Origin of the sequence: Pseudomonas parasichuanensis, assembly GCF_021601385.1 — a bacterium.
Taxonomy (GTDB): Bacteria; Pseudomonadota; Gammaproteobacteria; order Pseudomonadales; family Pseudomonadaceae; genus Aquipseudomonas; species Aquipseudomonas parasichuanensis.
In genome coordinates this window covers 1-23841 of record NZ_BQHO01000005.1, presented here as the reverse complement: position 1 = coordinate 23841, position 23841 = coordinate 1, and the positions used below count along the sequence as shown (strand labels likewise).

Annotated in this window: 23 protein-coding genes; 16 read left to right on the top strand and 7 right to left on the bottom strand. The window is 63.7% G+C overall.

All coding sequences use genetic code 11. The annotated features are described in order from the left end of the window. Positions 1-34 precede the first annotated feature (34 nt). Together L6D77_RS05720 and L6D77_RS05715 are read left to right on the top strand one after the other, a co-directional pair. Positions 35-289, top strand: coding sequence for an FAD assembly factor SdhE (locus tag L6D77_RS05720; protein WP_110993788.1), 255 nt, complete (start codon positions 35-37; stop codon positions 287-289). Next, complete coding sequence (locus tag L6D77_RS05715) at positions 273-725, top strand: protein YgfX (protein WP_232883321.1); 453 nt, start codon at positions 273-275, stop codon at positions 723-725. The genes L6D77_RS05720 and L6D77_RS05715 overlap by 17 nt, the downstream gene beginning before the upstream one ends. Here the strand turns inward: L6D77_RS05715 and nadB are convergent. Further along, positions 694-2310: an L-aspartate oxidase gene (gene nadB / locus L6D77_RS05710; protein WP_232883322.1), complete on the bottom strand. Its 1617-nt coding sequence runs from the start codon at positions 2308-2310 to the stop codon at positions 694-696. The two genes, L6D77_RS05715 and nadB, sit on opposite strands and share 32 nt — an antisense overlap. 437 nt (positions 2311-2747) lie before the next feature. Here nadB and rpoE point away from each other — a divergent pair, with 437 nt between their 5' ends. The 10 genes from rpoE to pdxJ all read left to right on the top strand — a co-directional run bounded on the left by rpoE (position 2748) and on the right by pdxJ (position 12910). After that, the gene (rpoE, locus tag L6D77_RS05705; protein WP_010220971.1) at positions 2748-3329 is read left to right on the top strand and encodes an RNA polymerase sigma factor RpoE/AlgU; all 582 of its coding nucleotides are present in this window, start codon (positions 2748-2750) and stop codon (positions 3327-3329) included. A 31-nt stretch (positions 3330-3360) separates the two neighbouring features. Continuing rightward, positions 3361-3951, top strand: a complete 591-nt coding sequence (locus L6D77_RS05700) for a sigma-E factor negative regulatory protein (protein ID WP_110993791.1) — start codon at positions 3361-3363, stop codon at positions 3949-3951. A gap of 11 nt (positions 3952-3962) precedes the next feature. Continuing rightward, positions 3963-4928 (top strand): MucB/RseB C-terminal domain-containing protein, encoded by a 966-nt coding sequence (locus tag L6D77_RS05695; RefSeq protein WP_232883323.1) that lies wholly within the window; start codon positions 3963-3965, stop codon positions 4926-4928. Between the two features lie 204 nt (positions 4929-5132). Further along, positions 5133-6533, top strand: a complete 1401-nt coding sequence (locus L6D77_RS05690) for a DegQ family serine endoprotease (RefSeq protein ID WP_373870575.1) — start codon at positions 5133-5135, stop codon at positions 6531-6533. A gap of 328 nt (positions 6534-6861) precedes the next feature. Beyond that, a complete protein-coding gene (lepA, locus tag L6D77_RS05685; protein ID WP_232883325.1) occupies positions 6862-8661 on the top strand; it encodes a translation elongation factor 4 in 1800 nt (599 codons plus the stop codon). A 5-nt stretch (positions 8662-8666) separates the two neighbouring features. Beyond that, positions 8667-9521, top strand: a complete 855-nt coding sequence (gene lepB, locus L6D77_RS05680; protein ID WP_232883326.1) for a signal peptidase I — start codon at positions 8667-8669, stop codon at positions 9519-9521. 160 nt (positions 9522-9681) lie between these two features. Then, the gene (rnc, locus tag L6D77_RS05675) at positions 9682-10371 is read left to right on the top strand and encodes a ribonuclease III (RefSeq protein WP_110993796.1); all 690 of its coding nucleotides are present in this window, start codon (positions 9682-9684) and stop codon (positions 10369-10371) included. Continuing rightward, complete coding sequence (gene era / locus L6D77_RS05670) at positions 10364-11266, top strand: GTPase Era (RefSeq protein ID WP_031315023.1); 903 nt, start codon at positions 10364-10366, stop codon at positions 11264-11266. Before rnc ends, era begins: the two co-directional genes overlap by 8 nt. 175 nt (positions 11267-11441) lie before the next feature. Next, positions 11442-12125, top strand: a complete 684-nt coding sequence (gene recO / locus L6D77_RS05665) for a DNA repair protein RecO (protein WP_232883327.1) — start codon at positions 11442-11444, stop codon at positions 12123-12125. A 62-nt stretch (positions 12126-12187) separates the two neighbouring features. Continuing rightward, on the top strand, positions 12188-12910 hold the full coding sequence (pdxJ, locus tag L6D77_RS05660) for a pyridoxine 5'-phosphate synthase (RefSeq protein ID WP_269807519.1): 723 nt from the start codon (positions 12188-12190) through the stop codon (positions 12908-12910). A gap of 127 nt (positions 12911-13037) precedes the next feature. Here the strand turns inward: pdxJ and L6D77_RS05655 are convergent, their stop codons facing one another. Both L6D77_RS05655 and L6D77_RS05650 read right to left on the bottom strand, forming a co-directional pair. After that, positions 13038-14423, bottom strand: a complete 1386-nt coding sequence (locus tag L6D77_RS05655) for a heavy metal sensor histidine kinase (RefSeq protein ID WP_236170027.1) — start codon at positions 14421-14423, stop codon at positions 13038-13040. Then, positions 14420-15094 (bottom strand): heavy metal response regulator transcription factor, encoded by a 675-nt coding sequence (locus L6D77_RS05650; RefSeq protein WP_232883330.1) that lies wholly within the window; start codon positions 15092-15094, stop codon positions 14420-14422. Before L6D77_RS05650 ends, L6D77_RS05655 begins: the two co-directional genes overlap by 4 nt. 304 nt (positions 15095-15398) lie before the next feature. Here L6D77_RS05650 and L6D77_RS05645 point away from each other — a divergent pair, with 304 nt between their 5' ends. Beyond that, positions 15399-15602: a hypothetical protein gene (locus tag L6D77_RS05645; protein ID WP_232883331.1), complete on the top strand. Its 204-nt coding sequence runs from the start codon at positions 15399-15401 to the stop codon at positions 15600-15602. A gap of 69 nt (positions 15603-15671) precedes the next feature. On the opposite strand, the gene cmoB is transcribed toward L6D77_RS05645, so the two are convergent. The 3 genes from cmoB to L6D77_RS05630 all read right to left on the bottom strand — a co-directional run bounded on the left by cmoB (position 15672) and on the right by L6D77_RS05630 (position 17850). After that, positions 15672-16628: a tRNA 5-methoxyuridine(34)/uridine 5-oxyacetic acid(34) synthase CmoB gene (cmoB, locus tag L6D77_RS05640; protein ID WP_232883332.1), complete on the bottom strand. Its 957-nt coding sequence runs from the start codon at positions 16626-16628 to the stop codon at positions 15672-15674. Further along, complete coding sequence (gene cmoA, locus L6D77_RS05635) at positions 16625-17368, bottom strand: carboxy-S-adenosyl-L-methionine synthase CmoA (protein WP_232883333.1); 744 nt, start codon at positions 17366-17368, stop codon at positions 16625-16627. Before cmoA ends, cmoB begins: the two co-directional genes overlap by 4 nt. A gap of 89 nt (positions 17369-17457) precedes the next feature. Next, on the bottom strand, positions 17458-17850 hold the full coding sequence (locus L6D77_RS05630) for a protease inhibitor I42 family protein (RefSeq protein ID WP_232883334.1): 393 nt from the start codon (positions 17848-17850) through the stop codon (positions 17458-17460). A 126-nt stretch (positions 17851-17976) separates the two neighbouring features. On the opposite strand from L6D77_RS05630, the gene L6D77_RS05625 reads away from it, so the two are divergent. The 3 genes from L6D77_RS05625 to L6D77_RS05615 are packed head-to-tail and all read left to right on the top strand — an operon-like array spanning position 17977 to position 21348. Beyond that, positions 17977-19137: an alpha-xenorhabdolysin family binary toxin subunit A gene (locus tag L6D77_RS05625; protein ID WP_232883335.1), complete on the top strand. Its 1161-nt coding sequence runs from the start codon at positions 17977-17979 to the stop codon at positions 19135-19137. A 13-nt stretch (positions 19138-19150) separates the two neighbouring features. After that, entirely contained in the window at positions 19151-20143 is a 993-nt protein-coding gene (locus L6D77_RS05620) for an alpha-xenorhabdolysin family binary toxin subunit B (RefSeq protein WP_232883336.1), read from the top strand. A gap of 59 nt (positions 20144-20202) precedes the next feature. Further along, positions 20203-21348, top strand: a complete 1146-nt coding sequence (locus L6D77_RS05615) for an alpha-xenorhabdolysin family binary toxin subunit A (protein ID WP_232883337.1) — start codon at positions 20203-20205, stop codon at positions 21346-21348. A gap of 33 nt (positions 21349-21381) precedes the next feature. On the opposite strand, the gene lon is transcribed toward L6D77_RS05615, so the two are convergent. Beyond that, entirely contained in the window at positions 21382-23805 is a 2424-nt protein-coding gene (gene lon, locus L6D77_RS05610) for an endopeptidase La (RefSeq protein ID WP_232883338.1), read from the bottom strand. Between the last annotated feature and the right edge of the window lie 36 nt (positions 23806-23841).

Genomic DNA, 23841 nt, shown 5'->3' with positions numbered 1-23841 from the left:
ACGGTATACTGCCCGACCATTCGAGGAGGGCCCCATGGTCGAACAAACTGAACTCAACCGGCTTTTCTGGCACAGCCGCCGTGGCATGCTGGAACTGGACGTGCTGCTGGTACCTTTCACCCAGGAGGTCTACCCCAGCCTGAGCGAAGCCGACCGTGAACTCTACGTGCGCCTGCTGAGCTGCGAAGACCAGGACATGTTCGGCTGGTTCATGGAACGCAACGAGTCCGAAGACCCGGAGCTGCAGCGCATGGTCCGTATCATCCTGGACCGTGTCCAGCCCAAGTGACCGTTTCGAGTGCCGTTGGCAGGGCTCGCGCCTGCTGCTGACGGCCTACCTCACCAGTCAGCTGCTGGCGCTGGTCACACTCGCCGTCACCGCGCTTCCATTCTGGTTGTGCGGCCTGTTGTTCGTCGTTTGCCTGGTGCATGCCTGCTGGGCCATTCCCCGCCGTATCCTGCTCACCCACCCCGAAGCGATCACCGGCTTGCGCCGCGACCCGCGTGGCTGGCGCTTGTACAGCCGTGCCCGTGGCTGGCAGCCGGTGCGGTTGTGCCGCGACAGCATCGCCCAGCCGGGTTTGGTGGTGTTGCGCTTCGTGCGCAAGGGCCGCTGGCTCAGTGAGAGCCAGTGCATCGTGAGGGATGCACTGGCCGCTGAAACGCATCGGCGCTTGCGCGTGCGGCTGAAGTTCAGCCGGCGAAGGTGGGTGGCTGCAGGATAGTGTCGTGGGCCTCGGGCAACATGCCCGGGTAGTCGAGGGTGTAGTGCAGGCCGCGGCTCTCTTTGCGCTGCATCGCCGAACGGATCATCAACTCGGCGACCTGAGCCAGGTTGCGCAGCTCGATCAGGTCGCGGCTGACCTTGTAGTTGCTGTAGAACTCGTCGATCTCGTCCAGCAGCATGCGCACACGGTGCTCGGCGCGCTGAAGGCGTTTGCTGGTGCGCACGATGCCGACGTAGTCCCACATGAAGCGCCGCAGTTCGTCCCAGTTGTGCGCGATGATCACGTCCTCGTCAGAGTCGGTGACCTGGCTTGCGTCCCAGCAGGGCAGGGCGCGGGGCATGTTTACCTGATCAAGGTGCGCTTCGATGTCAGCGGCGGCGGCGCGGCCGTAGACGAAGCATTCGAGCAGTGAGTTACTGGCCATGCGATTGGCGCCATGCAGGCCGGTGAAGCTGGTTTCGCCGATGGCGTACAGGCCGGGCACGTCGGTATGGCCGCGATCATCGACCATTACTCCACCGCAGGTGTAATGGGCCGCCGGCACCACCGGGATCGGCTGGCGGGTGATGTCGATGCCGAAGGTGAGGCAGCGCTCGTAGACGGTGGGGAAGTGGCTCTTGATGAACTCGGCCGGCTTGTGGCTGATGTCCAGGTACACGCAATCCACGCCCAGGCGCTTCATCTCGTGGTCGATGGCCCGGGCAACGATGTCCCGTGGTGCCAGCTCTTCGCGCGGGTCGAAGCGGGGCATGAAACGCTCGCCATTGGGCAGGCGCAGCAGGGCGCCCTCGCCACGCAGGGCCTCGGTCACCAGGAAGCTCTTGGCTTGCGGGTGGTACAGGCAAGTGGGGTGGAACTGATTGAACTCCAGGTTCGCCACCCGGCAACCCGCCCGCCAGGCCATGGCGATACCGTCGCCACAGGCGCCGTCGGGGTTGCTGGTGTACAGGTAGACTTTGGCCGCGCCGCCTGTGGCCAACACAGTGAAGCGGGCGCCGAAGGTATCGACCTCGCCGGTGTTGCGGTCCAGTACATAAGCGCCCAGGCAACGGTCGCCGCCCAGGCCCAGGCGGCGCTCGGTAATCAGGTCGACCGCCACGCGCTGTTCCAGCAGCTCGATGTTCGGCCGCTGGCGCGCCTGGTCGAGCAAGGTCTTGAAGATCGCCGCGCCGGTGGCGTCGGCGGCATGGATGATGCGCCGGTGGCTGTGGCCGCCTTCGCGGGTGAGGTGGAATTCGAAACCACCGTCGTCGACGCTGTAGTGTTCGTCACGGGTGAACGGCACGCCCTGTTCGATCAGCCACTCGATCGCTTCGCGGCTGTGCTCGACAGTGAAACGCACGGCGTCCTCGTGGCACAGGCCGCCGCCGGCATTGAGGGTGTCCTCGACATGCGACTGCACGGTATCGGTGTTGTCGAGCACGGCGGCCACGCCGCCCTGGGCCCAGAAGGTAGAGCCGTTGGCCAGGTCGCCCTTGCTGAGTACGGCGATGCGCAGGTGGCCGGGTAGGTTCAGTGCCAGGCTCAGGCCAGCCGCACCACTGCCGATCACCAGGACATCATGTTGGAATTGTTGGCTCATGTCGGGACACTAGTAATCTTCGAAGGGGGCACGGCACAATAGTCAAGCGCAGATGGCATTGTGAAACTATCGTGAAACCGGGCCGGGATGCCTTTATAGCAGCCCCGGGGGCCGGATTTCCAATGGCGGATGCGGGGCAAAGACGATCTTTTTGGGAACTTTCCTCTAGCCAGGGAAATCCTAAGAAGGCTGTACGCACGCCACATTTTGCCGCGGCGACGCAGGGCGGCAGCCCTTTGCTTGGGCTGACACCTGTGTACTGAAACCAGATTATCGACGCAGCCGGCCGTGACCGCGCTGCGCCTTTCGTGCGAGCCGACCAAGGGCCGCAGGAAACTTGCTTGGAGGGGAGAACTTTTGCGTAAAGCCCGAGTCTATGGTTGCAAGCCTGAACGATGCTTGTCGCAACGCTCCTTCGAGTTCACTGAGGAGTGTTCATGCTAACCCAGGAAGAGGATCAGCAGCTTGTCGAGCGCGTGCAGCGCGGTGACAGGCGAGCGTTCGATCTGTTGGTGCTGAAGTATCAGCACAAGATTCTCGGGTTGATCGTGCGTTTCGTACACGACACCCATGAAGCGCAGGACGTGGCGCAGGAAGCCTTCATCAAGGCGTACCGGGCGCTGGGGAATTTCCGCGGTGACAGCGCGTTCTACACGTGGCTCTACCGCATCGCCATCAACACGGCGAAAAACTATCTGGTATCCCGTGGAAGACGGCCGCCAGACAGCGATGTGAGCTCCGAGGATGCGGAGTTTTACGACGGCGATCATGGTCTCAAGGATCTCGAGTCCCCAGAGCGCGCGTTGTTGCGGGATGAAATCGAAGGCACTGTCCATCGCACCATCCAGCAACTGCCGGAAGACCTGCGCACGGCGTTGACGCTGCGCGAGTTCGATGGTCTGAGTTATGAGGACATTGCCAGTGTCATGCAATGTCCGGTGGGTACCGTGCGCTCCCGGATTTTCCGCGCTCGGGAGGCCATAGACAAAGCCCTGCAACCGCTGTTGCAGGAAACCTGAGACAGCGGCGACAGCCAAGAGAGGAACCGCCATGAGTCGTGAAGCTTTGCAGGAATCGCTGTCCGCGGTAATGGATAACGAAGCGGACGAACTGGAACTGCGTCGTGTGCTCAATGCCGTCGACGATTCCGAAACCCGTGCCACCTGGTCGCGCTACCAGGTCGCTCGTGCAGCGATGCACAAGGAACTGCTGTTGCCCAAGCTGGATATCGCCTCGGCGGTTTCCGCAGCGCTGGCTGACGAGGCCGTGCCTGCCAAGGTCAAGCAAGGCCCGTGGCGCAGCATTGGCCGCCTGGCCGTGGCTGCCTCGGTGACCGTTGCCGTGCTGGCAGGTGTGCGCTTCTACAACCAGGATGAGATAACGGGTGCCGAACTGGCTTCCCAGCAGCCTGCCCAGCAGGGGCTGAGCATGCCTCAGGCACAAGGCCCCGCCGTTTTGGCAGGCTATAGTGAAAGCAGCGAACAACCGACCGGGCCGATGGCCAACGGTGTGCTGCAGAATCAGGCCGGCTGGGATCAGCGTCTGCCAGGTTATCTGCGTCAGCATGCCCAGGAATCCGCGCTCAAAGGCACCGAAACCGCTCTGCCTTACGCACGCGCTGCCAGCCTGGAAAACCGCTAGTAAGGAGGATCATGCGCGCGCTACCTCTCCTGTCGCTGCTGCTTGGCAGCAGCCTGACGCTGCAGGCCTACGCGGCCAACTCCTCGCCCGAGGCGAGCGAGTGGCTGAACAAGCTGGCACAGGCTGAACAGAAGCAGAGTTACCAGGGGTCGTTCGTCTACGAACGCAATGGCAGCTTCTCCACGCACGATATCTGGCATCGCGTCCAGGATGGCAAGGTCAGCGAGCGGCTACTTCAGCTCGATGGCTCGGCTCAGGAAATCGTGCGCGTCGATGGCAAGGTGCAATGCGTCAGTGGCGCCTTGGTCAGTGGCGTGAGTGCGCCGCCCGATGCCGCCCCGCGCATGCTTGACCCTTTGAAACTGATGAGCTGGTACGACCTGAGCGTGGCAGGCAAGTCACGCGTTGCCGGGCGCGACGCAGTGATCGTGACCCTTACCCCGCGTGACCAGCACCGTTATGCCTTCGAGCTTCACCTGGATCGCCAGACCGGCTTGCCGCTGCGCTCGTTGATGATCAACGACAAAGGGCAACTGCTTGAGCGCTTTCAGATGACCCGCCTGGATACCAATGACCTGCCGAGCGACGCTGATCTCGGTGCCAGTGCTGCCTGCAAGCCGGTTGAGCGGGTGACGTCCACTACCTCGCAAGCAGTCGCTGGCTGGCGCTCGGACTGGCTGCCGCCAGGCTTCGAGCTGATCAATAGCAGCGTACGCCGTGACCCGGACCGCAAGAGTACGGTCAGCAGCCTGATGTATGACGACGGCCTGACCCGCTTCTCGGTGTTCCTCGAGCCGATCAGCGACAATTCGGGCACTGATACCCGCACTCAGCTCGGCCCGACCGTCGCGGTCTCGCGGCATCTCAACACGCCCAAGGGCAAGGTGATGGTCACCGTGGTCGGCGAAATTCCGCTGGGCACTGCCGAGCGCGTCGCCTTGTCGATGCGGGCCCAGGATGCCCAGGCCCGTCAGTGACGGGGTCGCGTGTTCTGAAAGCTCTTGTTACACAGAGCTGACATGAAATTAACCCATTGTCATTTGCAATCCAGCCACAAATTTTCTATAGGTCAGGCTCTTCTTGGAGTCTGGCCTTTCCTGCGTCTGCAAGGCCTAACTGCTAACTACGCTCGTTGTGACGGGAGCCGTATGTCAATACCACGCTTGAAACCCTACCTATCGATGTTCGCCGCCGTGCTGATGCTCGGCCAGGTGCTGACCGCCCAAGCCCAGGAAGCCCTGCCGGACTTCACCACGCTGGTCGAGCAGGCTTCGCCGGCGGTGGTCAACATCAGTACCAAGCAGAAACTGCCGGACCGGCGCATCGCCGCCGGGCAGATGCCCGACCTCGAAGGCCTGCCGCCGATGTTCCGCGAGTTCTTCGAACGCAACATGCCGCAGCAGCCGCGCTCGCCTCGTGGCGATCGCCAGCGCGAGGCGCAGTCGCTGGGTTCGGGCTTCATCATTTCCAGCGATGGCTACGTGCTGACCAACAACCATGTGGTCGCCGATGCCGACGAAATCATCGTCCGTCTGTCCGACCGCAGTGAGCTGCAGGCCAAGCTGGTCGGCACCGACCCGCGTACCGACGTGGCCCTGCTCAAGGTCGAGGGCAAGAACCTGCCGACCGTCAAGCTGGGCGACTCGGAAAAACTCAAGGTGGGTGAGTGGGTGCTGGCCATCGGTTCGCCGTTCGGCTTCGATCATTCGGTGACCAAAGGCATCGTCAGCGCCAAGGGCCGTACCTTGCCCAACGACACCTATGTGCCGTTCATCCAGACCGACGTGGCGATCAACCCGGGCAACTCCGGCGGCCCGTTGTTCAACATGAATGGCGAGGTGGTGGGTATCAACTCGCAGATCTTCACCCGTTCCGGTGGATTCATGGGCCTGTCGTTCGCCATCCCGATCGACGTGGCGATCGACGTCTCCAACCAGTTGAAGAAAGACGGCAAGGTCAGTCGCGGCTGGCTGGGCGTGGTGATCCAGGAGGTTAACAAGGACCTGGCTGAATCCTTCGGCCTAGACAAACCGGCTGGCGCCCTGGTAGCCCAGGTGCTGGAAGACGGCCCGGCGGCCAAGGGCGGGCTGCAGGTGGGGGACGTGATTCTGAGCATGAATGGCCAGCCGATCGTCATGTCGGCCGACCTGCCGCACCTGGTCGGCAGCCTCAAGGATGGCGCCAAGGCCAAACTTGAGATCATCCGCAATGGCAAGCGCCAGAACCTCGATGTCACCGTTGGCGCCCTGCCGGATGAAGAGGCTGACATCGGCACCGGTGCCCAGGGCAGCGTCGAGCGCAGTAGCAACCGTTTGGGCGTTTCGGTTGCTGACCTGACCGCTGAGCAGAAGAAGTCGCTGGAGCTCAAGGGCGGCGTGGTGATCAAGGAAGTCCAGGACGGCCCGGCAGCGCTGATCGGCCTGCGTCCGGGCGATGTCATCAGCCACTTGAACAACCAGGCCATCGGCTCGGCCAAGGAATTCACCGAAATTGCCAAGGACCTGCCGAAGAACCGTTCGGTGTCGATGCGCGTGCTGCGCCAGGGGCGCGCAAGCTTCATCACCTTCAAGCTGGCTGAATAAGCGGATTGTTAGGTAGGAAAAGGGCAGCGTTGGCTGCCCTTTTTCATGAGCGCTCTCAATTTGCTATGGGACAATCTGCGGCGCTGGCAGGCATTGCGGGCCCTGTGGGAGCGGGCTTGCCCGCGAAGCAGGCGCTGCGTTGGAGGGCACCGGCTTTGCCGGTGTTCGCGGGCAAGCCCGCTCCCACAAGTACATGTTTTTCTCAGCGCAGCCGCAGGGTGATGCCGCTGGCCGATAGAGGAACCTCCCATATCCCTCCGGCTTGAGGTACAATTCCCGGCTATTTTTCGGCGGGCGTCCGGCTCGCAGCCTTTTCGAGTGTTGACCCGTGAGTGATTTGAGTCATATCCGCAATTTCTCCATCATCGCCCACATCGACCATGGCAAGTCGACGCTGGCCGACCGTTTCATCCAGATGTGCGGTGGCCTGTCGGCGCGCGAAATGGAGGCCCAGGTCCTCGATTCCATGGACCTGGAGCGCGAGCGCGGGATCACCATCAAGGCCCACAGCGTCACCCTGCACTACAAGGCGCAGGACGGCAAAACCTACCAGCTGAACTTCATCGACACCCCCGGCCACGTCGACTTCACCTATGAAGTTTCGCGTTCGCTGGCCGCGTGCGAGGGTGCACTGCTGGTGGTCGACGCCGGCCAGGGCGTCGAGGCCCAGTCGGTCGCCAACTGCTACACCGCCATCGAGCAGGGCCTGGAAGTCATGCCGGTGCTGAACAAGATGGACCTGCCCCAGGCCGACCCGGACCGCGTCAAGGACGAGATCGAGAAGATCATCGGCATCGACGCCACCGACGCCGTGGCGTGCAGTGCCAAGAGCGGCATGGGCGTGGACGAGGTGCTCGAGCGCCTGGTGCAGACCATCCCCGCGCCAGAAGGCGAGATCGACGCGCCGCTGCAGGCGCTGATCATCGACTCCTGGTTCGACAACTACCTGGGCGTGGTCTCGCTGGTGCGCGTGCGCCAGGGCCGCGTCAAGAAGGGCGACAAGATCCTGGTCAAGTCCACCGGCAAGGTGCACCTGGTCGACAGCGTTGGCGTGTTCACCCCCAAGCACACGCAAACTGCCGATCTGAAGGCCGGTGAAGTGGGCTTCATCATCGCCAGCATCAAGGACATTCACGGTGCGCCGGTCGGTGACACCCTGACCCTGTCCTCGACCCCCGAAGTCGAAGTGCTCGCAGGCTTCAAGAAGATCCAGCCGCAGGTGTACGCCGGTCTGTTCCCGGTGAGCTCCGACGACTTCGAGGACTTCCGCGACGCGCTGCAGAAGCTCACCCTGAACGACTCGTCGCTGCAATACATGCCGGAAAGTTCCGATGCCCTGGGCTTCGGCTTCCGTTGCGGCTTCCTCGGCATGCTGCACATGGAGATCATCCAGGAGCGCCTGGAGCGCGAGTACGACCTGGACCTGATCACCACCGCACCAAGCGTGATCTACGAGCTGGAGCTCAAGACCGGCGAAACCATCGTCGTCGACAACCCGTCGAAGCTGCCTGATGTGTCGTCCGTCACCGATTTCCGCGAGCCGATCGTCACCGCCACCATCCTGGTACCGCAGGAGCACCTGGGCAACGTCATCACCCTGTGCATCGAGAAGCGTGGCGTTCAGCGCGACATGCAGTTCCTCGGCAGCCAGGTGCAAGTGCGTTACGACATGCCGATGAACGAAGTGGTGCTGGACTTCTTCGACCGCCTCAAGTCCACCAGCCGCGGTTATGCCTCGCTGGACTATCATTTCGACCGCTACCAGTCGGCCAACCTGGTCAAGCTGGACGTGCTGATCAACGGCGACAAGGTCGATGCCCTGGCACTGATCGTGCACCGTGACAACGCCGCCTACAAAGGCCGTGCGTTGACCGAGAAGATGAAGGAGCTGATCCCTCGGCAGATGTTCGACGTGGCGATCCAGGCAGCCATTGGCGGCCAGATCATTGCGCGGACAACCGTCAAGGCGCTCAGAAAGAACGTACTGGCCAAGTGCTACGGTGGCGACGTGAGCCGTAAGAAGAAGCTGCTGGAGAAGCAGAAGGCCGGTAAGAAACGCATGAAACAGGTCGGCAACGTGGAAATTCCACAGGAAGCCTTCCTCGCCGTGCTCAGGTTGGATAGCTAGGTCCTATGTCGCTAAATTTCCCGCTGTTGCTCGTCATCGCCGTTGCCGTCTGCGGCCTGTTGGGTCTGATCGACCTGCTGTTCCTGGCCCCGCGCCGGCGTGCGGCGATCGCCACCTACCAGGGCAGCGTCAACCAGCCAGAAATGGCCGTGGTCGAACGCCTGAACAAGGAGCCGTTGCTGGTCGAGTACGGCAAGTCGTTCTTCCCGGTACTGTTCATCGTGCTGGTGCTGCGTTCGTTCCTGGTTGAGCCGTTCCAGATCCCGTCGGGTTCGATGAAACCGACCCTGGAAGTGGGCGATTTCATCCTGGTGAACAAGTTCTCCTACGGCATCCGCCTGCCGGTGATCGACAAGAAGGTCATCGAAGTCGGTGACCCGCAGCGCGGCGATGTGATGGTGTTCCGCTACCCCAGCGACCCGAACGTCAACTACATCAAGCGGGTAATCGGCCTGCCGGGCGACCAGATCCGCTACACCAACGACAAGCGCCTGTTCGTCAATGGCCAGGCGGTCACCGAGCAACTGGTCGGCAGCGAGCCGGGCACCTTGGGCAGTGCCGAGCTGTACAAGGAAAAACTCGGCGAAGTCGAGCACCTGATCCGCAAGGAAATGACCCGCTACCGCATGCCGCCGGACCAGCAATGGACCGTGCCTGCCGGGCATTACTTCATGATGGGTGACAACCGCGACAACTCCAACGACAGCCGCTACTGGGATGATCCGAACATCCCCAAAGAGCTGCACGGCATGGTTCCGGACCGGAACATCGTCGGCAAGGCGTTCGCGGTGTGGATGAGCTGGCCTGAGCCGAAACTCAGCCACCTGCCCAACCTGTCGCGGGTCGGCCTGATCCACTAAGTATCAACGGCGCTGTCTGCGGACAGCGCCGATTGCTTTTCTGACATAGGCTGTGTTCTCAGGGAGTGAGAGGTTTCGCCATTTTGATGTCGGACCACAGCCAAACCGTCTTTCAGGATGTTGATTTGAACAACGCGTTGAACATTGTACGGGTGGCCCCATGAGTGCTTCCCTTGCCCGCCTGGAGCGCAAGCTCGGCTACACCTTCAAGGATCAGGACCAGATGCTGCTGGCCCTGACCCATCGCAGTTATGCCGGGCGCAACAACGAGCGCCTGGAATTCCTTGGCGATGCCATTCTCAACTTCGTGGTCGGCGAAGCGCTGTTCGAGCGCTTCCCGCAGGCCCGGGAAGGCCAGCTGTCGCGCCTGCGTGCGCGCCTGGTCAAGGGCGAAACCCTGGCCCGCCTGGCCCGCGGCTTCGACCTGGGCGAGTACCTGCGCCTGGGTTCGGGCGAGCTCAAGAGCGGCGGTTTCCGCCGCGAGTCGATCCTCGCCGACGCCCTCGAAGCGCTGATTGGCGCCATCTACCAGGACGCCGACATGCAGACCGCGCGCGAGCGCATCCTGGCCTGGCTGACCGACGAGTTCGAAGGCCTGACCCTGGTCGACACCAATAAAGACCCCAAGACCCGCCTGCAGGAGTTCCTGCAGTCGCGTGCCTGCGAGCTGCCACGTTACGAAGTGGTGGACATCCAGGGCGAACCGCACTGCCGGACCTTCCTCGTCGAATGCGAAGTGGTCCTGCTGAACAAGAAAAGCCGTGGCCAGGGCGTAAGCCGGCGTATTGCCGAACAGGTCGCCGCCGCCGCCGCATTGATCGCCCTGGGCGTGGAGAATGGCAATGACTGAGAACACTTCGACCCGCTGCGGCTATGTCGCCATCGTCGGCCGCCCCAACGTCGGCAAGTCGACGCTGCTCAACCACATCCTCGGCCAGAAGCTGGCGATCACCTCGCGCAAGCCGCAGACTACCCGCCACAACATGCTCGGCATCAAGACCGAGGGTGACGTGCAGGCGATCTACGTCGACACCCCCGGCATGCACAAGGCCAACGACAAGGCGCTCAACCGCTACATGAACCGCAACGCCTCGGCGGCATTGAAAGATGTCGACGTGGTGATCTTCGTGGTTGACCGCACCAAGTGGACCGACGAGGACCAGCTGGTGCTCGAGCGCGTGCAGTACGTCACCGGCCCCCTGATCATCGCGGTCAACAAGACCGACCGCATGGAAGAGAAGGCCGAGCTGATCCCGCACCTGCAGTGGCTGCAGGAACAACTGCCGAACGCCGAAGTGATGCCGATTTCCGCGCAACAGGGGCACAACCTCGAGGCGCTGGAAGCCCAGATCGCCAAGCACCTGCCGGAGAACGACCACTTCTTCCCGGAAGACCAGATCACCGACCGCAGCAGCCGCTTCCTCGCCGCCGAACTGGTCCGCGAGAAAATCATGCGCCAGCTGGGTGCGGAGCTGCCGTACCAGATCACCGTGGAAATCGAAGAGTTCAAGCAGCAGGGCCATGTGCTGCACATCCATGCGCTGATCCTGGTCGAGCGTGACGGCCAGAAGAAAATCATCATTGGCGACAAGGGCGAGCGCATCAAACGCATTGGCTCCGAAGCGCGCAAGGACATGGAAGTGCTGTTCGATTCCAAGGTCATGCTCAACCTGTGGGTCAAGGTCAAAGGCGGCTGGTCCGACGACGAGCGCGCCCTGCGTTCGCTGGGTTACGGCGACCTGTAAGCCCATCCCGAGCGAATCTGCTCTGCCTGTAGGAGCGGCCTTGTGCCGCGAACGGGCCGCAGAGCGGCCCCGGCAATCTGCGCATCGACGCTGAAATCTGAGGGCCGCTTTACGGCCCTTTCGCGGCACAGGGCCGCTCCTACAGGTTCGCGACACCAGGCCTGAGTGAGTCTCCATGGACCAACCCACCCCCCAGCCGGCCTACGTGCTGCACACCCGCCCCTACAAGGAAACCAGCGCCCTGGTGGATTTCCTCACGCCCCAGGGGCGGGTGCGCGCGGTACTGCGCCGGGCGCGGGGCAAGGGTGGCAGCCTGGTGCGGCCGTTCGTGCCACTGGAGGTGGAACTGCGCGGCCGTGGTGAGCTGAAGACCGTATGGCACCTGGACAGCAGCGGCATCGCCGCCTGGCTGCACGGCGACGCGCTGTTCAGCGGCCTCTACCTCAACGAACTGCTGATGCGCCTGTTGCCCGCCGAGGCACCGCAGCCCGCGCTGTTCGAGCATTACACCCTGACCCTGCAAGCCCTGGCCGCCGGCCGACCGCTGGAGCCGCTGCTGCGCTCGTTCGAATGGCGGTTGCTGGACGAACTGGGTTACGCCTTCTCGCTGGAACATGACGTGAATGACGACCCGGTCGTCGCCGAGGGCCTTTATCGCCTGCAGGTGGACGCCGGCCTGCAACGGGTCGAGCTGTTCCAGCCCGGGTTGTTCACAGGCTCCGTGTTGCAGGCCCTGGCCCAGGCCGACTGGGACGCCCCCGGCGCCTTGCTCGCCGCCAAGCGCCTGATGCGCCAGGCCCTGGCGGTGCACCTGGGGCCCAAGCCACTGGTCAGCCGGGAACTGTTTCGCAAGCGCTGATCAGCACGTATGCTGTGGCCCTCAACTTTCAGGAGTGCCCCTTCGTGACTCACAGCAACCGCATGCTTCTCGGCGTCAACATCGACCACGTGGCGACCCTGCGCCAGGCCCGGGGCACCCGCTATCCAGACCCGGTCAAGGCCGCGCTGGACGCCGAGGAAGCGGGTGCCGACGGCATCACCGTGCACCTGCGCGAAGACCGCCGGCACATCCAGGAGCGCGACGTGCTGGTGCTCAAGGACGTGCTGCAGACCCGCATGAACTTCGAGATGGGCGTCACCGAAGAGATGATGCTGTTCGCCGAGAAGATCCGCCCGGCACATATCTGCCTGGTCCCGGAAACCCGCCAGGAATTGACCACCGAAGGTGGCCTGGATGTGGCTGGCCAGGAAGCGCGGATCAAGGCCGCGGTCGAGCGCCTGTCGCGCACCGGCGCCGAAGTGTCGCTGTTCATCGATGCCGATGAGCGCCAGATCGAAGCCTCGCGCCGCGTCGGTGCCCCGGCCATCGAACTGCACACCGGCCGTTACGCGGATGCCGAAACCCCAACCGAGGTGGCCGAAGAGCTGCAGCGTATTGTCGATGGCGTGGCGTTCGGTATCGGCCAGGGGCTGATCGTCAACGCAGGCCATGGCCTGCATTACCACAACGTCGAAGCCGTGGCTGCGATCAAGGGCATCAACGAGCTGAACATCGGCCATGCGCTGGTGGCCCATGCGCTGTTCGTTGGCTTCAAGGCCGCCGTGGCCGAGATGAAAGCGCTGATCGTCGCCGCTTCGCGCTAATTGATGTTTGGCAGCACCGGCCTTTTCGCGGGTAAACCCGCTCCCACAGATTCTTCGCAGGCCTCAAGGCGTGCACGAATTCTGTGGGAGCGGGTTTACTCGCGAAGAGGCCGGCATTGCCAGTGCCTCATTCTGCTTGGAATACCAGGGTGAAGCGCGTCGGCCCCTCGGCCCGGCTACGCACCTCAACCCGCCCCCCATGCAACTGCATGATCGACTTCACAATGGCCAACCCCAGCCCGGTCCCCCCCTCCAGCCGTGACCGCCCGCTGCCAGCCCGGTAGAAACGCTCGAACAGGTGCGGCAAATGCGCCTCGCCAATGCCAGCCCCATGGTTTTCCACCCAGACCCCGACTTCATCGCCCAGCCGCTCGATCCCCACGGTCACCTTTTGCCCTTCCGGGCTATGCCGTATCGCATTGCTCAGCAAGTTCGACAGCGCCCGCTGGAACATCAGCTTGTCCGCCAGCGCTGTCCCCCAGCCTTGCAGTTCCAGGGTGATGCCCTTGAGTTCGGCACTGAAGGCAAACAGCTCGCTCACCCGGGCCACCTCGTCGGCCAGTGCCACCGGCTGCAGCGCAACCTGGCTCTGGGGCTGGCTGACCTGCGCCAGGAACAGCATGTCGTTGATGATGCGGTTGAGCCGGGTCAGCTCCTCGACACTGTCTTCCAGCGCTTCACGGTATTTGTCGCCATCGCGCTCGCGGGCCAGGGTCACCTGGGCCTTGCCCATCAGGTTGCCGATCGGCGTGCGCAGTTCGTGGGCCAGGTCGTCGGAGAACTGCGACAACTGGCGCACGCCCTGATCGAGGCGGTCGAGCATGACGTTGATGGCCCGGGCCAGGTCGGCCAGCTCCGTCGGCAGGCCGTCCACCGGCAGGCGGTGGTCCAGATCCTGGGCCGACACCTGGCCGGCGATACGGCGAAAGTGACGCAGCGGGCGCAGGTCGCGCTGCACCAGTTTCCAGGCCGCGATACCGATCAGCAGCAGCAACAGCGGCAAGGCGAGCAGGGTCGAATGCAGGTAGGCCTGGAGCAAGGCGTTGTCGTCGCCGCGGTTGAGCGACATCAGCACGTTCACCGGGGTGTCGTCGCGCAGCAACATCAAGCGGCTGGCGGTGAGCACTTCGTTGCCTTGATCGTCGCGCCATTCGTGGAACACCAGCCGGGGGCTGGCGGCCATTTCCAGCAGGTGCCGGGATTGCAGGGCCGGGCCAAGGCTGAGCAGGGCCGGGTGGCGGCCACTGGTGGCCATGACACTGAGGCTCAGGTTGTCATGGCCCATCACCAGGTCGAGCAGTGGGTGGGCGCGGGCGCCCAGGTCGTCGCTGCGCAGGTCGACCCGCAGGTTGTGCTCGACCTGTTGCATCTTGCGCGCCAGGTCCTTGCGCGCACGGCTGTCCAACTCGTGGTCGAGGGCGAACACCGCCAGGGTGGCCAGCAACAGCACCAACGCCGCGCCCATCAGCGTGACGGTCAGGCCCAGGCGCAGTGACAGGGTCGCGCGCTTCACGCCCGCGCCTCAAGCACATAGCCAACGCCACGCAGGGTATGGATCAGCTTGTCCTCGAAGGGGTCGTCGATCTTCGCCCGCAGGCGGCGGATCGACACCTCGACCACGTTGGTGTCGCAATCGAAGTTCATGTCCCATACCAGCGAGATGATCTGCGTGCGCGACAGTACTTCGCCGCTCTGGCGCATCAGCAGGTGCAGCAGGGCGAACTCCTTGGCGGTCAGGTCGATGCGCTGGCCGCCGCGGAAGGCGCGGTGGCGGCCGGGGTCGAGCTCCAGGTCGGCGACTCTCAGGGTGCTCGGTTGCAGGCGCTGGTCGTTGCGCCGCAGCAGGCTGCGAATACGCGCCAGCAGTTCGGGGAATTCGAAGGGCTTGAGCAGGTAGTCGTCGGCGCCCAGGTCCAGGCCCTTGACCCGATCGGCCAGGCGGCCATGGGCGGTGAGCATCATGATCCGCGTGGACGACTCGGCCCGCAGGCGCTGCAACACGCTCCAGCCATCGAGCTCTGGCAGGTTGACGTCGAGGATCACCAGGTCGTAGGGCTGCTGGCGGGCCAGGTGCAGGCCGTCAGTGCCGGTGTGGGCACAGTCGACCACGTAGCCGTTCTCGCGCAGGCCCTGCTGCAGGTAATCGGCGGTGCGGGGTTCGTCCTCGATGATCAATAGGCGCATGGTGGGCTCGGGTTGCGGAAAGGGGGCGATTCTCGACCCTGTAGTGACATCAGGGTCAAGCGGTGAGGATGTTACTGGATGCGAATGGGTAAACGGCGGGGATAACGGATTTGTAATACGCGGGTCATGTGCGTGACAGGCCCGGCCCATCGCCTGCAAGACAGTTTTTTTGTAGGAGCCCGTTAAGTGGGGGCTTGCCGCCGATGAGGCCAGTCTTGCAGCACTGTAATCTGCGCCTCACCTTGGCGTTAGCTACCCCTTGCGATGATGACCCTGTCGAAACGGTTATCACGAGGCAAGCACGATGAACCTGAACAAATACCTGCTGCTGGCGATCCTCGCCCTGGGCAGCACCAGCGTTTTCGCCGAGGGTGGCGCGGAGCGTTCCAAGCAGTTCTGGCAGGCGTTCCGCGAGGACCAGGCGCGCCTGTACGGCGACAAGCAACAGGCCGTGGCCGAGCGCGAGCGCAAGGCCCAAGAGAAGGCCCGCGAGTTGGCCAAGGATTGAGTACCGCCACCTGCGCCGCGACAGCTCCTCGCCGCAGGTGTATTCAGGCGCCCCTCTTGGGCGCCTTTTTTATTTGCGCGCCAGCAGCGTGGCGCGGCGCGGCGCCGGCAGGCCTTCGACGGTCTTGCCGTGGTCGTTCGGGTCGAGGAAGTCGCCCAGCGACTGGTAGCGCATCCACTCGGTGCTGCGCTGCTCCTCGACGCTGGTGACGCTGACATCGACGCAGCGCACATCGCTGAACCCGGCGCGGCGCAGCCAGCGCTCCAGCGCCGGCACCGAGGGCAGGAACCACACGTTGCGCATTTGCGCATAACGGTCCTCAGGCACCAGCACCTGGTTTTCATCCCCCTCGATCACCAGGGTTTCCAGCACCAGCTCGCCGCCTTTCACCAGGCAGTCCTTGAGCGCCAGCAGGTGCTCGATGGGCGAGCGGCGGTGGTAGAACACGCCCATGGAGAACACGGTATCGAAACCTTCCAGGTTGGCCGGCAGCTCTTCCAGGGCGAACGGCAGGTGCCAGGCCGGCAAGTCCGGCAGGTACTGCTGCACCGCCTGGAACTGGCAGAAGAACAGCCAGTTGGGGTCGACACCGATGACCATGTCGGCACCGGCGCCGAGCATGCGCCACTGGTAGTAGCCATTGCCGCAACCCACGTCGAGCACGCGCTTGCCCTTAAGGTCCAGGTGCGGGCCGACCCGCGACCATTTCCAGTCCGAGCGCCATTCGGTGTCCACGTGCACGCCGAACAGGTCGAACGGCCCCTTGCGCCACGGCGACAGCCCCATCAGGGCCTGGCGCATCTGCGCACGGGTGGCGTCGTCGCAGTCGCAGTCCAGGCGCAGGCCGTTGGCCAGGTCGACTTCGCTCGGCATCAGTTGCGGCAGCGCATCGAGCGCGCCGCGCCAGCGGTCGAGGTCGCCGTGGCCCTTTTCCAGCTTGGCTTCGAGTTGTGCCTGCAGGCCCTGGGACCAGGTGGCAAGGGGCGTGCCCGCCAGGCGGCGGACGAGGGGGGACAGATCGATCATGGCAGGGCTATCAGCGAGGCGAAGTTAAGGCATTGGAACCAGGGCACGACTTTGGAGAAACCGGCGGCGCGCAGGCGCTCGGTATGGGTTTCCAACGTATCGGGCTTCATCACGTTTTCGATGGCGCTGCGCTTCTGGGCGATTTCCAGTTCGCTGTAGCCATTGGCCCGCTTGAAGTCCAGGTGCAGGTCGTTGAGCAGTTGCTGTTGCTGGTCATCGGCGAAGCGCAGCTTTTCCGAGAGGATCAGCGCACCGCCTGGCAGCAGCGCCTGGCGGATACGGCCGAGCAGCTCCAGGCGTTGTTCGGGGGCGATGAACTGCAGGGTGAAGTTCATCGCCACCACCGAGGCGGGCTCGAACGGCAACGACAGGATGTCGGCCTCCAGCACCTGTACCGGCAACAGTTCCTGGAACATCGAATCCTGGGCCGTGAGGTACTGGCGGCAGCGTTCGACCATGGCGGCGGAATTGTCCACCGCGATCACCCGGCAGCCGTCGCTGCGCACATGCCGGCGCAGGGCCTGGGTCACCGCGCCCAGCGAGGCGCCGAGGTCGTACAGCGCGGTATTCGGTTGGGCGAAGCGCGCGGCCAGCACGCCGAGGTTCTCGACGATGGTCGGGTAACCGGGCACCGAGCGCTTGATCATGTCCGGGAACACCTGCACCACGTCCTCGTTGAAGACGAAGTCGGGTACCTGCTCCAGGGGCTGGGCGAAAAGGCGGTCGGGTTGTTTGCTCACGAAGGGTCCGGGCGGCTGGCAATCTACAGGGGCGGCATTCTAGCCAAACCACGGCAAGCTTGCATGACTGGCTGACCGGCGCCGCAGGCTCACTTGACCCGAATGGCGCAATCGAAGGTCTGCACCGGCCGCACTTCCGGGGCCCAGGGCTGCTGGTAGACCAGGATCAGGTGGCCCTCGCCGGCAGCCTTGGCCTGGAAACGCCAGGTGGAGAGCCCGCCGCTGCCGACGATGCCGGCTTGCTCGGGGCTGCTGTACACCTCGGGGCCGAGGGCGCGCAGGATCTCCGGGGCCGGGTTCTGCAACAGCCAGCGATAACCGGTGGTGGGGTTGCTGGGCAGGGTGAGGGTCATGTTCTGGCCGACCTGCAGGCGCGTCGGGCATTCGCTTTCGGCGTCCAGTTCGACGGTGCGTTGCGGCTGTTGCGCGCAGGCACTTAACAGCGCCAGGCCAAACAGAAACAGTGCGCGGTGGTAGGGCATGGTGGCTCCGGGTCGAGGGGGAAAAACCAGCCGGGCAGGAACAGCTGCCCGCTGCTATCGGATGTACGGGATACCTAGGGTTGCTCCTCCCGAGCCTGTCCAGGCTCGAATCAAGGGAGCAGGACCATGAACGCAATCAGGGCTGATTATGATCAGCTGCAACAGGATGCTGCAATCGTGCCGGGCAAGCTGGTCAAGGCCATGGCCGAGCGTGATGGTGAAGGGGAGGGGGGCTTGACCCTCAGCCGCGAGCACATCATCACCATCAATCGCTACGTCAACTTCGTCTTTGCCTTGCCCGCCACCACCGACAATCTGCAGCGCTGGCTGGGCTACACCGATATCAATGAGCCAGAGCTCAAGCCGGCTGCATGGGGCAAGCTGTTCGCCGACCTGCGCACCCACGCGCGCGGCTGGGCGCCGCTCTCGGACAACAGCAAGCGCCTCGCCAGCCAGCTGGCGTCGACCGCCAACGCGATCGGTAGCGCCGGCGAGGCGATCATCGAGCTGACCGGCGAGATCCTCAAGGTGAACAGGGAAAGCCAATGGCAGGATGTTGCTTTGCGTGCCCCGCTGGCGTTGGGTACCAGCGACCGGAATGCGGTGTCGACGCTGGTCGAGTACATGCAGTTTCTCAACGAGGATGTACGTGCCTACGCCGTTCAGGTCACTGCCGTGCAGCAGGAAACCGAGTCATTTCGCGATACCGCCCGCTTCAAGTTGATTCCCGCGGTGAAGACCAAGGGCCAGGCCGTCGAGCGCAAGCAGAACGATGGTGAGGTCGAGCGCCTGCGTGGCCTCATGGCCGAGCTGGACGCTGAAATCGAGGCGTTGAGCAAGGAATACGACCAATACCTCAAGCTGGCCTTGGGCGGGCTGGCCGCTGGCCCGATTGGGGCGATCATCACCGGCGGCATCTATGGCAGCAAAGCCGAGAAAGTGCGCAAGGAACGCAAGAAACGTCAGGCTGAGCGGCACTCTTTCAGTGAGCAGTTGACCCAGCGAGTCAACCTGGAAGGGCGCATGGAAACGCTGGCCACCTTCGTCAACGAACTCGATACCCGGCTGCAGGATGTGGTGACTTCCGCGTCCCACCTGCAAACAGCGTGGGGCATCGTTGGTGCTTACATCGATACCTCCATCTCGCGTCTTGACCGTATCAACGATACCCAACGGCTGGCGATTTTCGGGCTGCATTTCAAGCAGTTCTTCAAACAGTGGGCCGCTATCGAGAAAACCAGCCTGCAACTAACCCGCATTTTCGACGAAGCCGCCTCGGCCCAATAAAAGGTGAACGAGCATGAATGACAATGTCACTTACCTGCAGCCTTCCGATGCGCCGCAGATGGAGCCCATCCTGGCTGCCAATCGCGCGTTCACCACTGCCTGGCAGCAGGGCGCGCTGAAATTCGCGCCAGTGCTTCAAGAGGGCCTTGAGCGGCACATGAAGCTGTTCGACAACTGCCGCCGGCAATTGGCTGGCAATGCCCAACGCCTGGTTGCCGAACTGGCCGGCGATCCTCTGGCCGATATCCTGGATGCCTTAGGCGACGATGATGGCGGCGAACTGATCGGCCTCGCCGGAGAAACCCGCGACGCTGTCGCGACACTGTTGGGCCGGTTGCTGGCTCACCTGGCAAGCGAGCGCCAGGCGCTTGCCGCCCTGCCGGCGCTGGACGGGCAGGGCGACCAGCAGCGCCTGCTCAAGCAGCAACAAGCAACCTCGGGCACCGAGCGGCAGCTGACTGAAGAGCATGGGCGTGAGGCCGCCAAGGTTGAGAGCGTGCTCAAGGCCATTGCCACCCTGGAAGCCAACGGCCTGCAAACACGTTTTGGCGGTGTAGTACCGTCGCTCACCGACTTGCAGAAGCTGGCGGCCCCGGGCGGTGAGGCGCTGGTCACGGCCGAGGTTGTGACCCAGGCGGTGGAGCAGCTCAAAGTACTGTTGGGCGATCTGATCGAAGGCATGCGCTACGAACAGCTGCAGCGTGAGCGCCGTGCGCTGCAGGAACGCCTCAACGGCCTGGCTCGCAAGCTGCGCGAGTTGGCCCGAGCGCGGGCCGAGTTGCGCAGCAACCTGGCAGCGCTGGACGACTTGCCGCGCCTGCTCGAGCTGCGTGCGCAGTGGGACAGCGCGATCAATGTTCTGCGTCTTTCGTTGCAGGCCCGGCAGACGCAGATCGCCAGCCATGCAATGGCCACTGCCAGTGATGTCACCTCCGTGGTGCAGGCGTTCGCGGCCTTGCTCGGCTTCCTGCGTAGCCTGCTCGAACAGGACCGTCGGGCCTTCTGAGGTCCAGGCACCGTCAGCCGGGGCATTGGCGGACGGTGCCTTCTACCTGGAGTATGGGAATGAACCCAAGACAATTGAGCTTCGATGAACAGCAAACCAGGGCGATCATGCAGCCGGGTGCGCTGATCGAGGCGATGGACGAACGTGAAGGCCACGGCCAGGCGGGCATGCTGGTCACCCGGCCGGCCTTACAGGCACTTGATGCTTACCGTGCGAGTGTGCAGCAGCTGCCTTCTAACATCGCACAGACCCGGGAGTGGCTGGGGTACGACTGGATCAGCGAGCCTGAGCTGATACCCCAGAGCATGCTGTCGTTGTTTCAGCAGTTGCGGGCACATGGTGACAGCTGGATGGGCTTGCGCGTGCAATGCCAGCGGGTCACCGCCGGGTTGCAAAAGCATGCCGCCAGCATTGACGTGCAAGGGAGCAAAGTGGTGGCCTTGGCCGCTCGCACGCGCGCCCTTGGCGCCAACAAGCAAAGCTGGGAAAGCCTGCTGCAAGCGCCGCCCGTCGAGCTCGACAGCCATGACCGACAGGTGCTTGCCGTGATGGGGAGCGAGCTGGTGCGATTGCACGGGCTGGTGGATGACTACGACCAGCAGGTCGACACCTTGCGTATTGGCCTGACGATCTTTCGCGATACCGCCCGTGAGCGGCTGATACCGCCCATCCTGGAAAAGTGCCGTGCGGCAAAGCGCTTTGCCGGCTCGTCAGGGCCCCTCGACCTGAGTTGGGAGCTGGAGATGCTCAATGAAGACATCAGGGCGCTGCAGCGCGATTACCTGCGTTACTCGAAGCAGTCTTCGGCCGGTTGGGCAGGTGGCCTGTTTGGCTTCCTCATCAGCCGCTCGATCTATGGGCGCAAGGCTGCGAACGCGCGGGCCCAGATCAGGGCGCTGGAGCAGCGTCACCAGCAGCTCAGCCAGCGTCTGGCGCAGCACCGCCGAGTCGAGGGCCGGGTCAGCCAGCTTGAAGGCCATATGCAGCTACTGGACATCGAACTGTGGGATGTGGTGATCGCCAGCGGTCATTTGCACACCGCCTGGCAGACCATCGAGGCCTATCTGGAGAGTGCCATGGAACGCCTGCTGCGCATGAACACTCGCCAGCAACTGGCTACGTTCATGTTCCACTTCAGGCAGTTCCTCGGCCAGTGGGCGACTATCGGCGAGCATGCCGGGGGCATGAGCAAGCTGTTCGGGTAGGGCGGGCGCTGTCAGCCCGCCTACACTGTTCCCTTAGCTGAAAAGTACCTTCGCCACTTCCGCAAAGCGCTTGGCGAAATGAACGGTCAGGCCCTCTTTCAAATACGCCGGCAACTCCGCGAAATCACCGCGGTTGGCCTCGGGCAGGATCAGCTCGAAGATCTTCTGCCGCCGTGCGGCGATGACCTTCTCGCGTACCCCGCCAATCGGCAACACCTGCCCGGTCAGGGTCAGCTCGCCGGTCATGGCCACGCCTTTCTTCGGCGCCTGGTCGCGGGCCAGCGACAACAGCGCGCTGGCCATGGTCACACCGGCGCTGGGGCCATCCTTGGGGGTGGCGCCTTCGGGCACGTGCAGGTGAATGAAAGCCTCGTTGAAGTAGCCCGGCGTGCCACCGAACTGCTTCAGATTCGAGCTGACATAGCTGTAGGCGATCTCTGCCGACTCCTTCATCACATCCCCCAACTGGCCGGTGAGCTTGAGGCCGCGGTTGAGGGTGTGGATGCGCGTGGCCTCGATCGGCAGGGTGGCGCCGCCCATGCTGGTCCAGGCCAGGCCGGTGATCACGCCCTTGCCGGCCAGCACTTGCTCGCTGCGGAACACCGGCATGCCGAGGGCCGGCTCAAGCTCCTTGTTGCCGATCTTCAGTTTGGCGTCCGGGGCTTCCAGGAGCTTGACCACCGCCTTGCGCACCAGCTTGCCGAGCTGTTTCTCCAGCTGGCGCACACCAGCCTCGCGGGCATAGCCTTCGATCACCGTGCGCAGGGCGCTGTCGCTGATGCTCAGGCTGCTCTTCGAGACACCGGCCTTTTCCAGCTGCTTGGGCCACAGGTGGCGCTTGGCGATGGCGAGCTTCTCTTCGGTGATGTAGCCGGACAGGCGGATCACTTCCATGCGGTCGAGCAACGGCCCGGGGATCGAGTCCAGGGTGTTGGCGGTGCAGACGAACAGCACCTTGGACAGGTCCAGGCGCAGGTCCAGGTAATGGTCGAGGAAGTCGACGTTCTGCTCGGGGTCGAGGGTTTCCAGCAGCGCCGAGGCCGGGTCGCCCTGGTAGCTCTGGCCCATCTTGTCGATCTCGTCGAGCATGATCACCGGGTTCATCACCTCGACTTCCTTCAGCGCCTGCACCAGCTTGCCCGGCTGGGCGCCGATGTAGGTGCGCCGGTGCCCCTTGATCTCGGCCTCGTCACGCATGCCGCCGACGCTGAAACGGTAGAACGGCCGCCCAAGGGACTCGGCAATGGACTTGCCGATACTGGTCTTGCCCACCCCGGGCGGGCCCACCAGCAGCACGATCGAGCCGCTGATCTCGCCTTTCCAGGCGCCGACGGCGAGGAATTCGAGGATGCGCTCCTTGATGTCGTCGAGCCCGGCGTGGTGGCGGTCGAGCACTTTGCGCGCGTGTACGAGGTCGAGCTTGTCCTTGCCATACACGCCCCAGGGCAGGGCGGTGGCCCAGTCCAGGTAGTTGCGGGTGACGGCGTATTCCGGGGAGCCGGTCTCGAGGATGGCCAGCTTGCCCATCTCTTCGTCGATGCGTTTCTTCGCCTGCTCGGGCAGGGTCTTGTCCTGCAGGCGCTGCTGGAACTGCTCGACATCGGCGCTGCGGTCGTCCTTGGTCAGGCCCAGCTCCTGCTGGATGACCTTGAGCTGTTCCTTGAGGAAGAATTCGCGCTGGTGCTCACCGATCTGCCGGTTCACCTCGGCGGAAATCTCGTTTTGCAGGTGCGCGACTTCGACTTCCTTGCGCAGCATCGGCAGCACTTTTTCCATGCGCTTGAGCATGGGCACGCAGTCCAGCACTTCCTGCAGCTGGTTGCCGGTGGCGGAAGTGAGCGCGGCGGCGAAGTCGGTGAGCGGCGACGGGTCGTTGGGGCTGAAGCGGTTGAGGTAGTTCTTCAGCTCTTCGCTGTACAGCGGGTTGAGCGGCAGCAGTTCCTTGATCGCGTTGATCAGCGCCATGCCGTAGGCCTTCACCTCATCGGTGGGCTGCGCCGGCTGGTGCGGGTACTCGACTTCCACCAGGTAGGGCGGGCGGTGGTGCTTGAGCCAGGTGCGGATGCGCACCCGGGTGAGGCCCTGGGCGACGAACTGCAGCTTGCCGCCTTCGCGGCTGGCGTGGTGCACCTTCACCAGGGTGCCGTACTGGGGCAGGGCCTTGGTGTCGAAGTGGCGATGGTCTTCGGCCGGGGTGTCCATGAAGAACAGCGCCAGCGAGTGGTGCGGGGTCTTGGCCACCAGGTCGAGGGTTTCGGCCCAGGGCTCTTCATTGACGATTACCGGCAGCACTTGCGCGGGGAAGAACGGGCGGTTGTGGATCGGGATCACGTAGACCTTGTCCGGCAACTGCTGGCCGGGCAGGGCGAGGTGGTGGCCGGCGCCGGTCGCGTGATCGGGGTGTTCGACTTCGCTGTGTTCGTCGGGGCGGTCCGGGAAATCCTGCTGGTCGCTCATGGGGCACCTGCGTGAATGGCTATGGTGCTTAGATGG

Coding starts and splice junctions, on each gene's coding strand:
- L6D77_RS05700 (WP_110993791.1), top strand. CDS start 3,361: ATGAGTCGTGAAGCTTTGCAGGAATCGCTGTCCGCGGTAATGGATAAC.
- L6D77_RS05650 (WP_232883330.1), bottom strand. CDS start 15,094: ATGCGCCTATTGATCATCGAGGACGAACCCCGCACCGCCGATTACCTG.
- L6D77_RS05695 (WP_232883323.1), top strand. CDS start 3,963: ATGCGCGCGCTACCTCTCCTGTCGCTGCTGCTTGGCAGCAGCCTGACG.
- L6D77_RS05720 (WP_110993788.1), top strand. CDS start 35: ATGGTCGAACAAACTGAACTCAACCGGCTTTTCTGGCACAGCCGCCGT.
- L6D77_RS05645 (WP_232883331.1), top strand. CDS start 15,399: ATGAACCTGAACAAATACCTGCTGCTGGCGATCCTCGCCCTGGGCAGC.
- L6D77_RS05690 (WP_373870575.1), top strand. CDS start 5,133: ATGTTCGCCGCCGTGCTGATGCTCGGCCAGGTGCTGACCGCCCAAGCC.
- era (WP_031315023.1), top strand. CDS start 10,364: ATGACTGAGAACACTTCGACCCGCTGCGGCTATGTCGCCATCGTCGGC.
- pdxJ (WP_269807519.1), top strand. CDS start 12,188: ATGCTTCTCGGCGTCAACATCGACCACGTGGCGACCCTGCGCCAGGCC.
- recO (WP_232883327.1), top strand. CDS start 11,442: ATGGACCAACCCACCCCCCAGCCGGCCTACGTGCTGCACACCCGCCCC.
- L6D77_RS05615 (WP_232883337.1), top strand. CDS start 20,203: ATGAACCCAAGACAATTGAGCTTCGATGAACAGCAAACCAGGGCGATC.
- nadB (WP_232883322.1), bottom strand. CDS start 2,310: ATGAGCCAACAATTCCAACATGATGTCCTGGTGATCGGCAGTGGTGCG.
- L6D77_RS05630 (WP_232883334.1), bottom strand. CDS start 17,850: ATGCCCTACCACCGCGCACTGTTTCTGTTTGGCCTGGCGCTGTTAAGT.
- L6D77_RS05625 (WP_232883335.1), top strand. CDS start 17,977: ATGAACGCAATCAGGGCTGATTATGATCAGCTGCAACAGGATGCTGCA.
- lon (WP_232883338.1), bottom strand. CDS start 23,805: ATGAGCGACCAGCAGGATTTCCCGGACCGCCCCGACGAACACAGCGAA.
- rpoE (WP_010220971.1), top strand. CDS start 2,748: ATGCTAACCCAGGAAGAGGATCAGCAGCTTGTCGAGCGCGTGCAGCGC.
- lepB (WP_232883326.1), top strand. CDS start 8,667: ATGTCGCTAAATTTCCCGCTGTTGCTCGTCATCGCCGTTGCCGTCTGC.
- L6D77_RS05620 (WP_232883336.1), top strand. CDS start 19,151: ATGAATGACAATGTCACTTACCTGCAGCCTTCCGATGCGCCGCAGATG.
- cmoB (WP_232883332.1), bottom strand. CDS start 16,628: ATGATCGATCTGTCCCCCCTCGTCCGCCGCCTGGCGGGCACGCCCCTT.
- rnc (WP_110993796.1), top strand. CDS start 9,682: ATGAGTGCTTCCCTTGCCCGCCTGGAGCGCAAGCTCGGCTACACCTTC.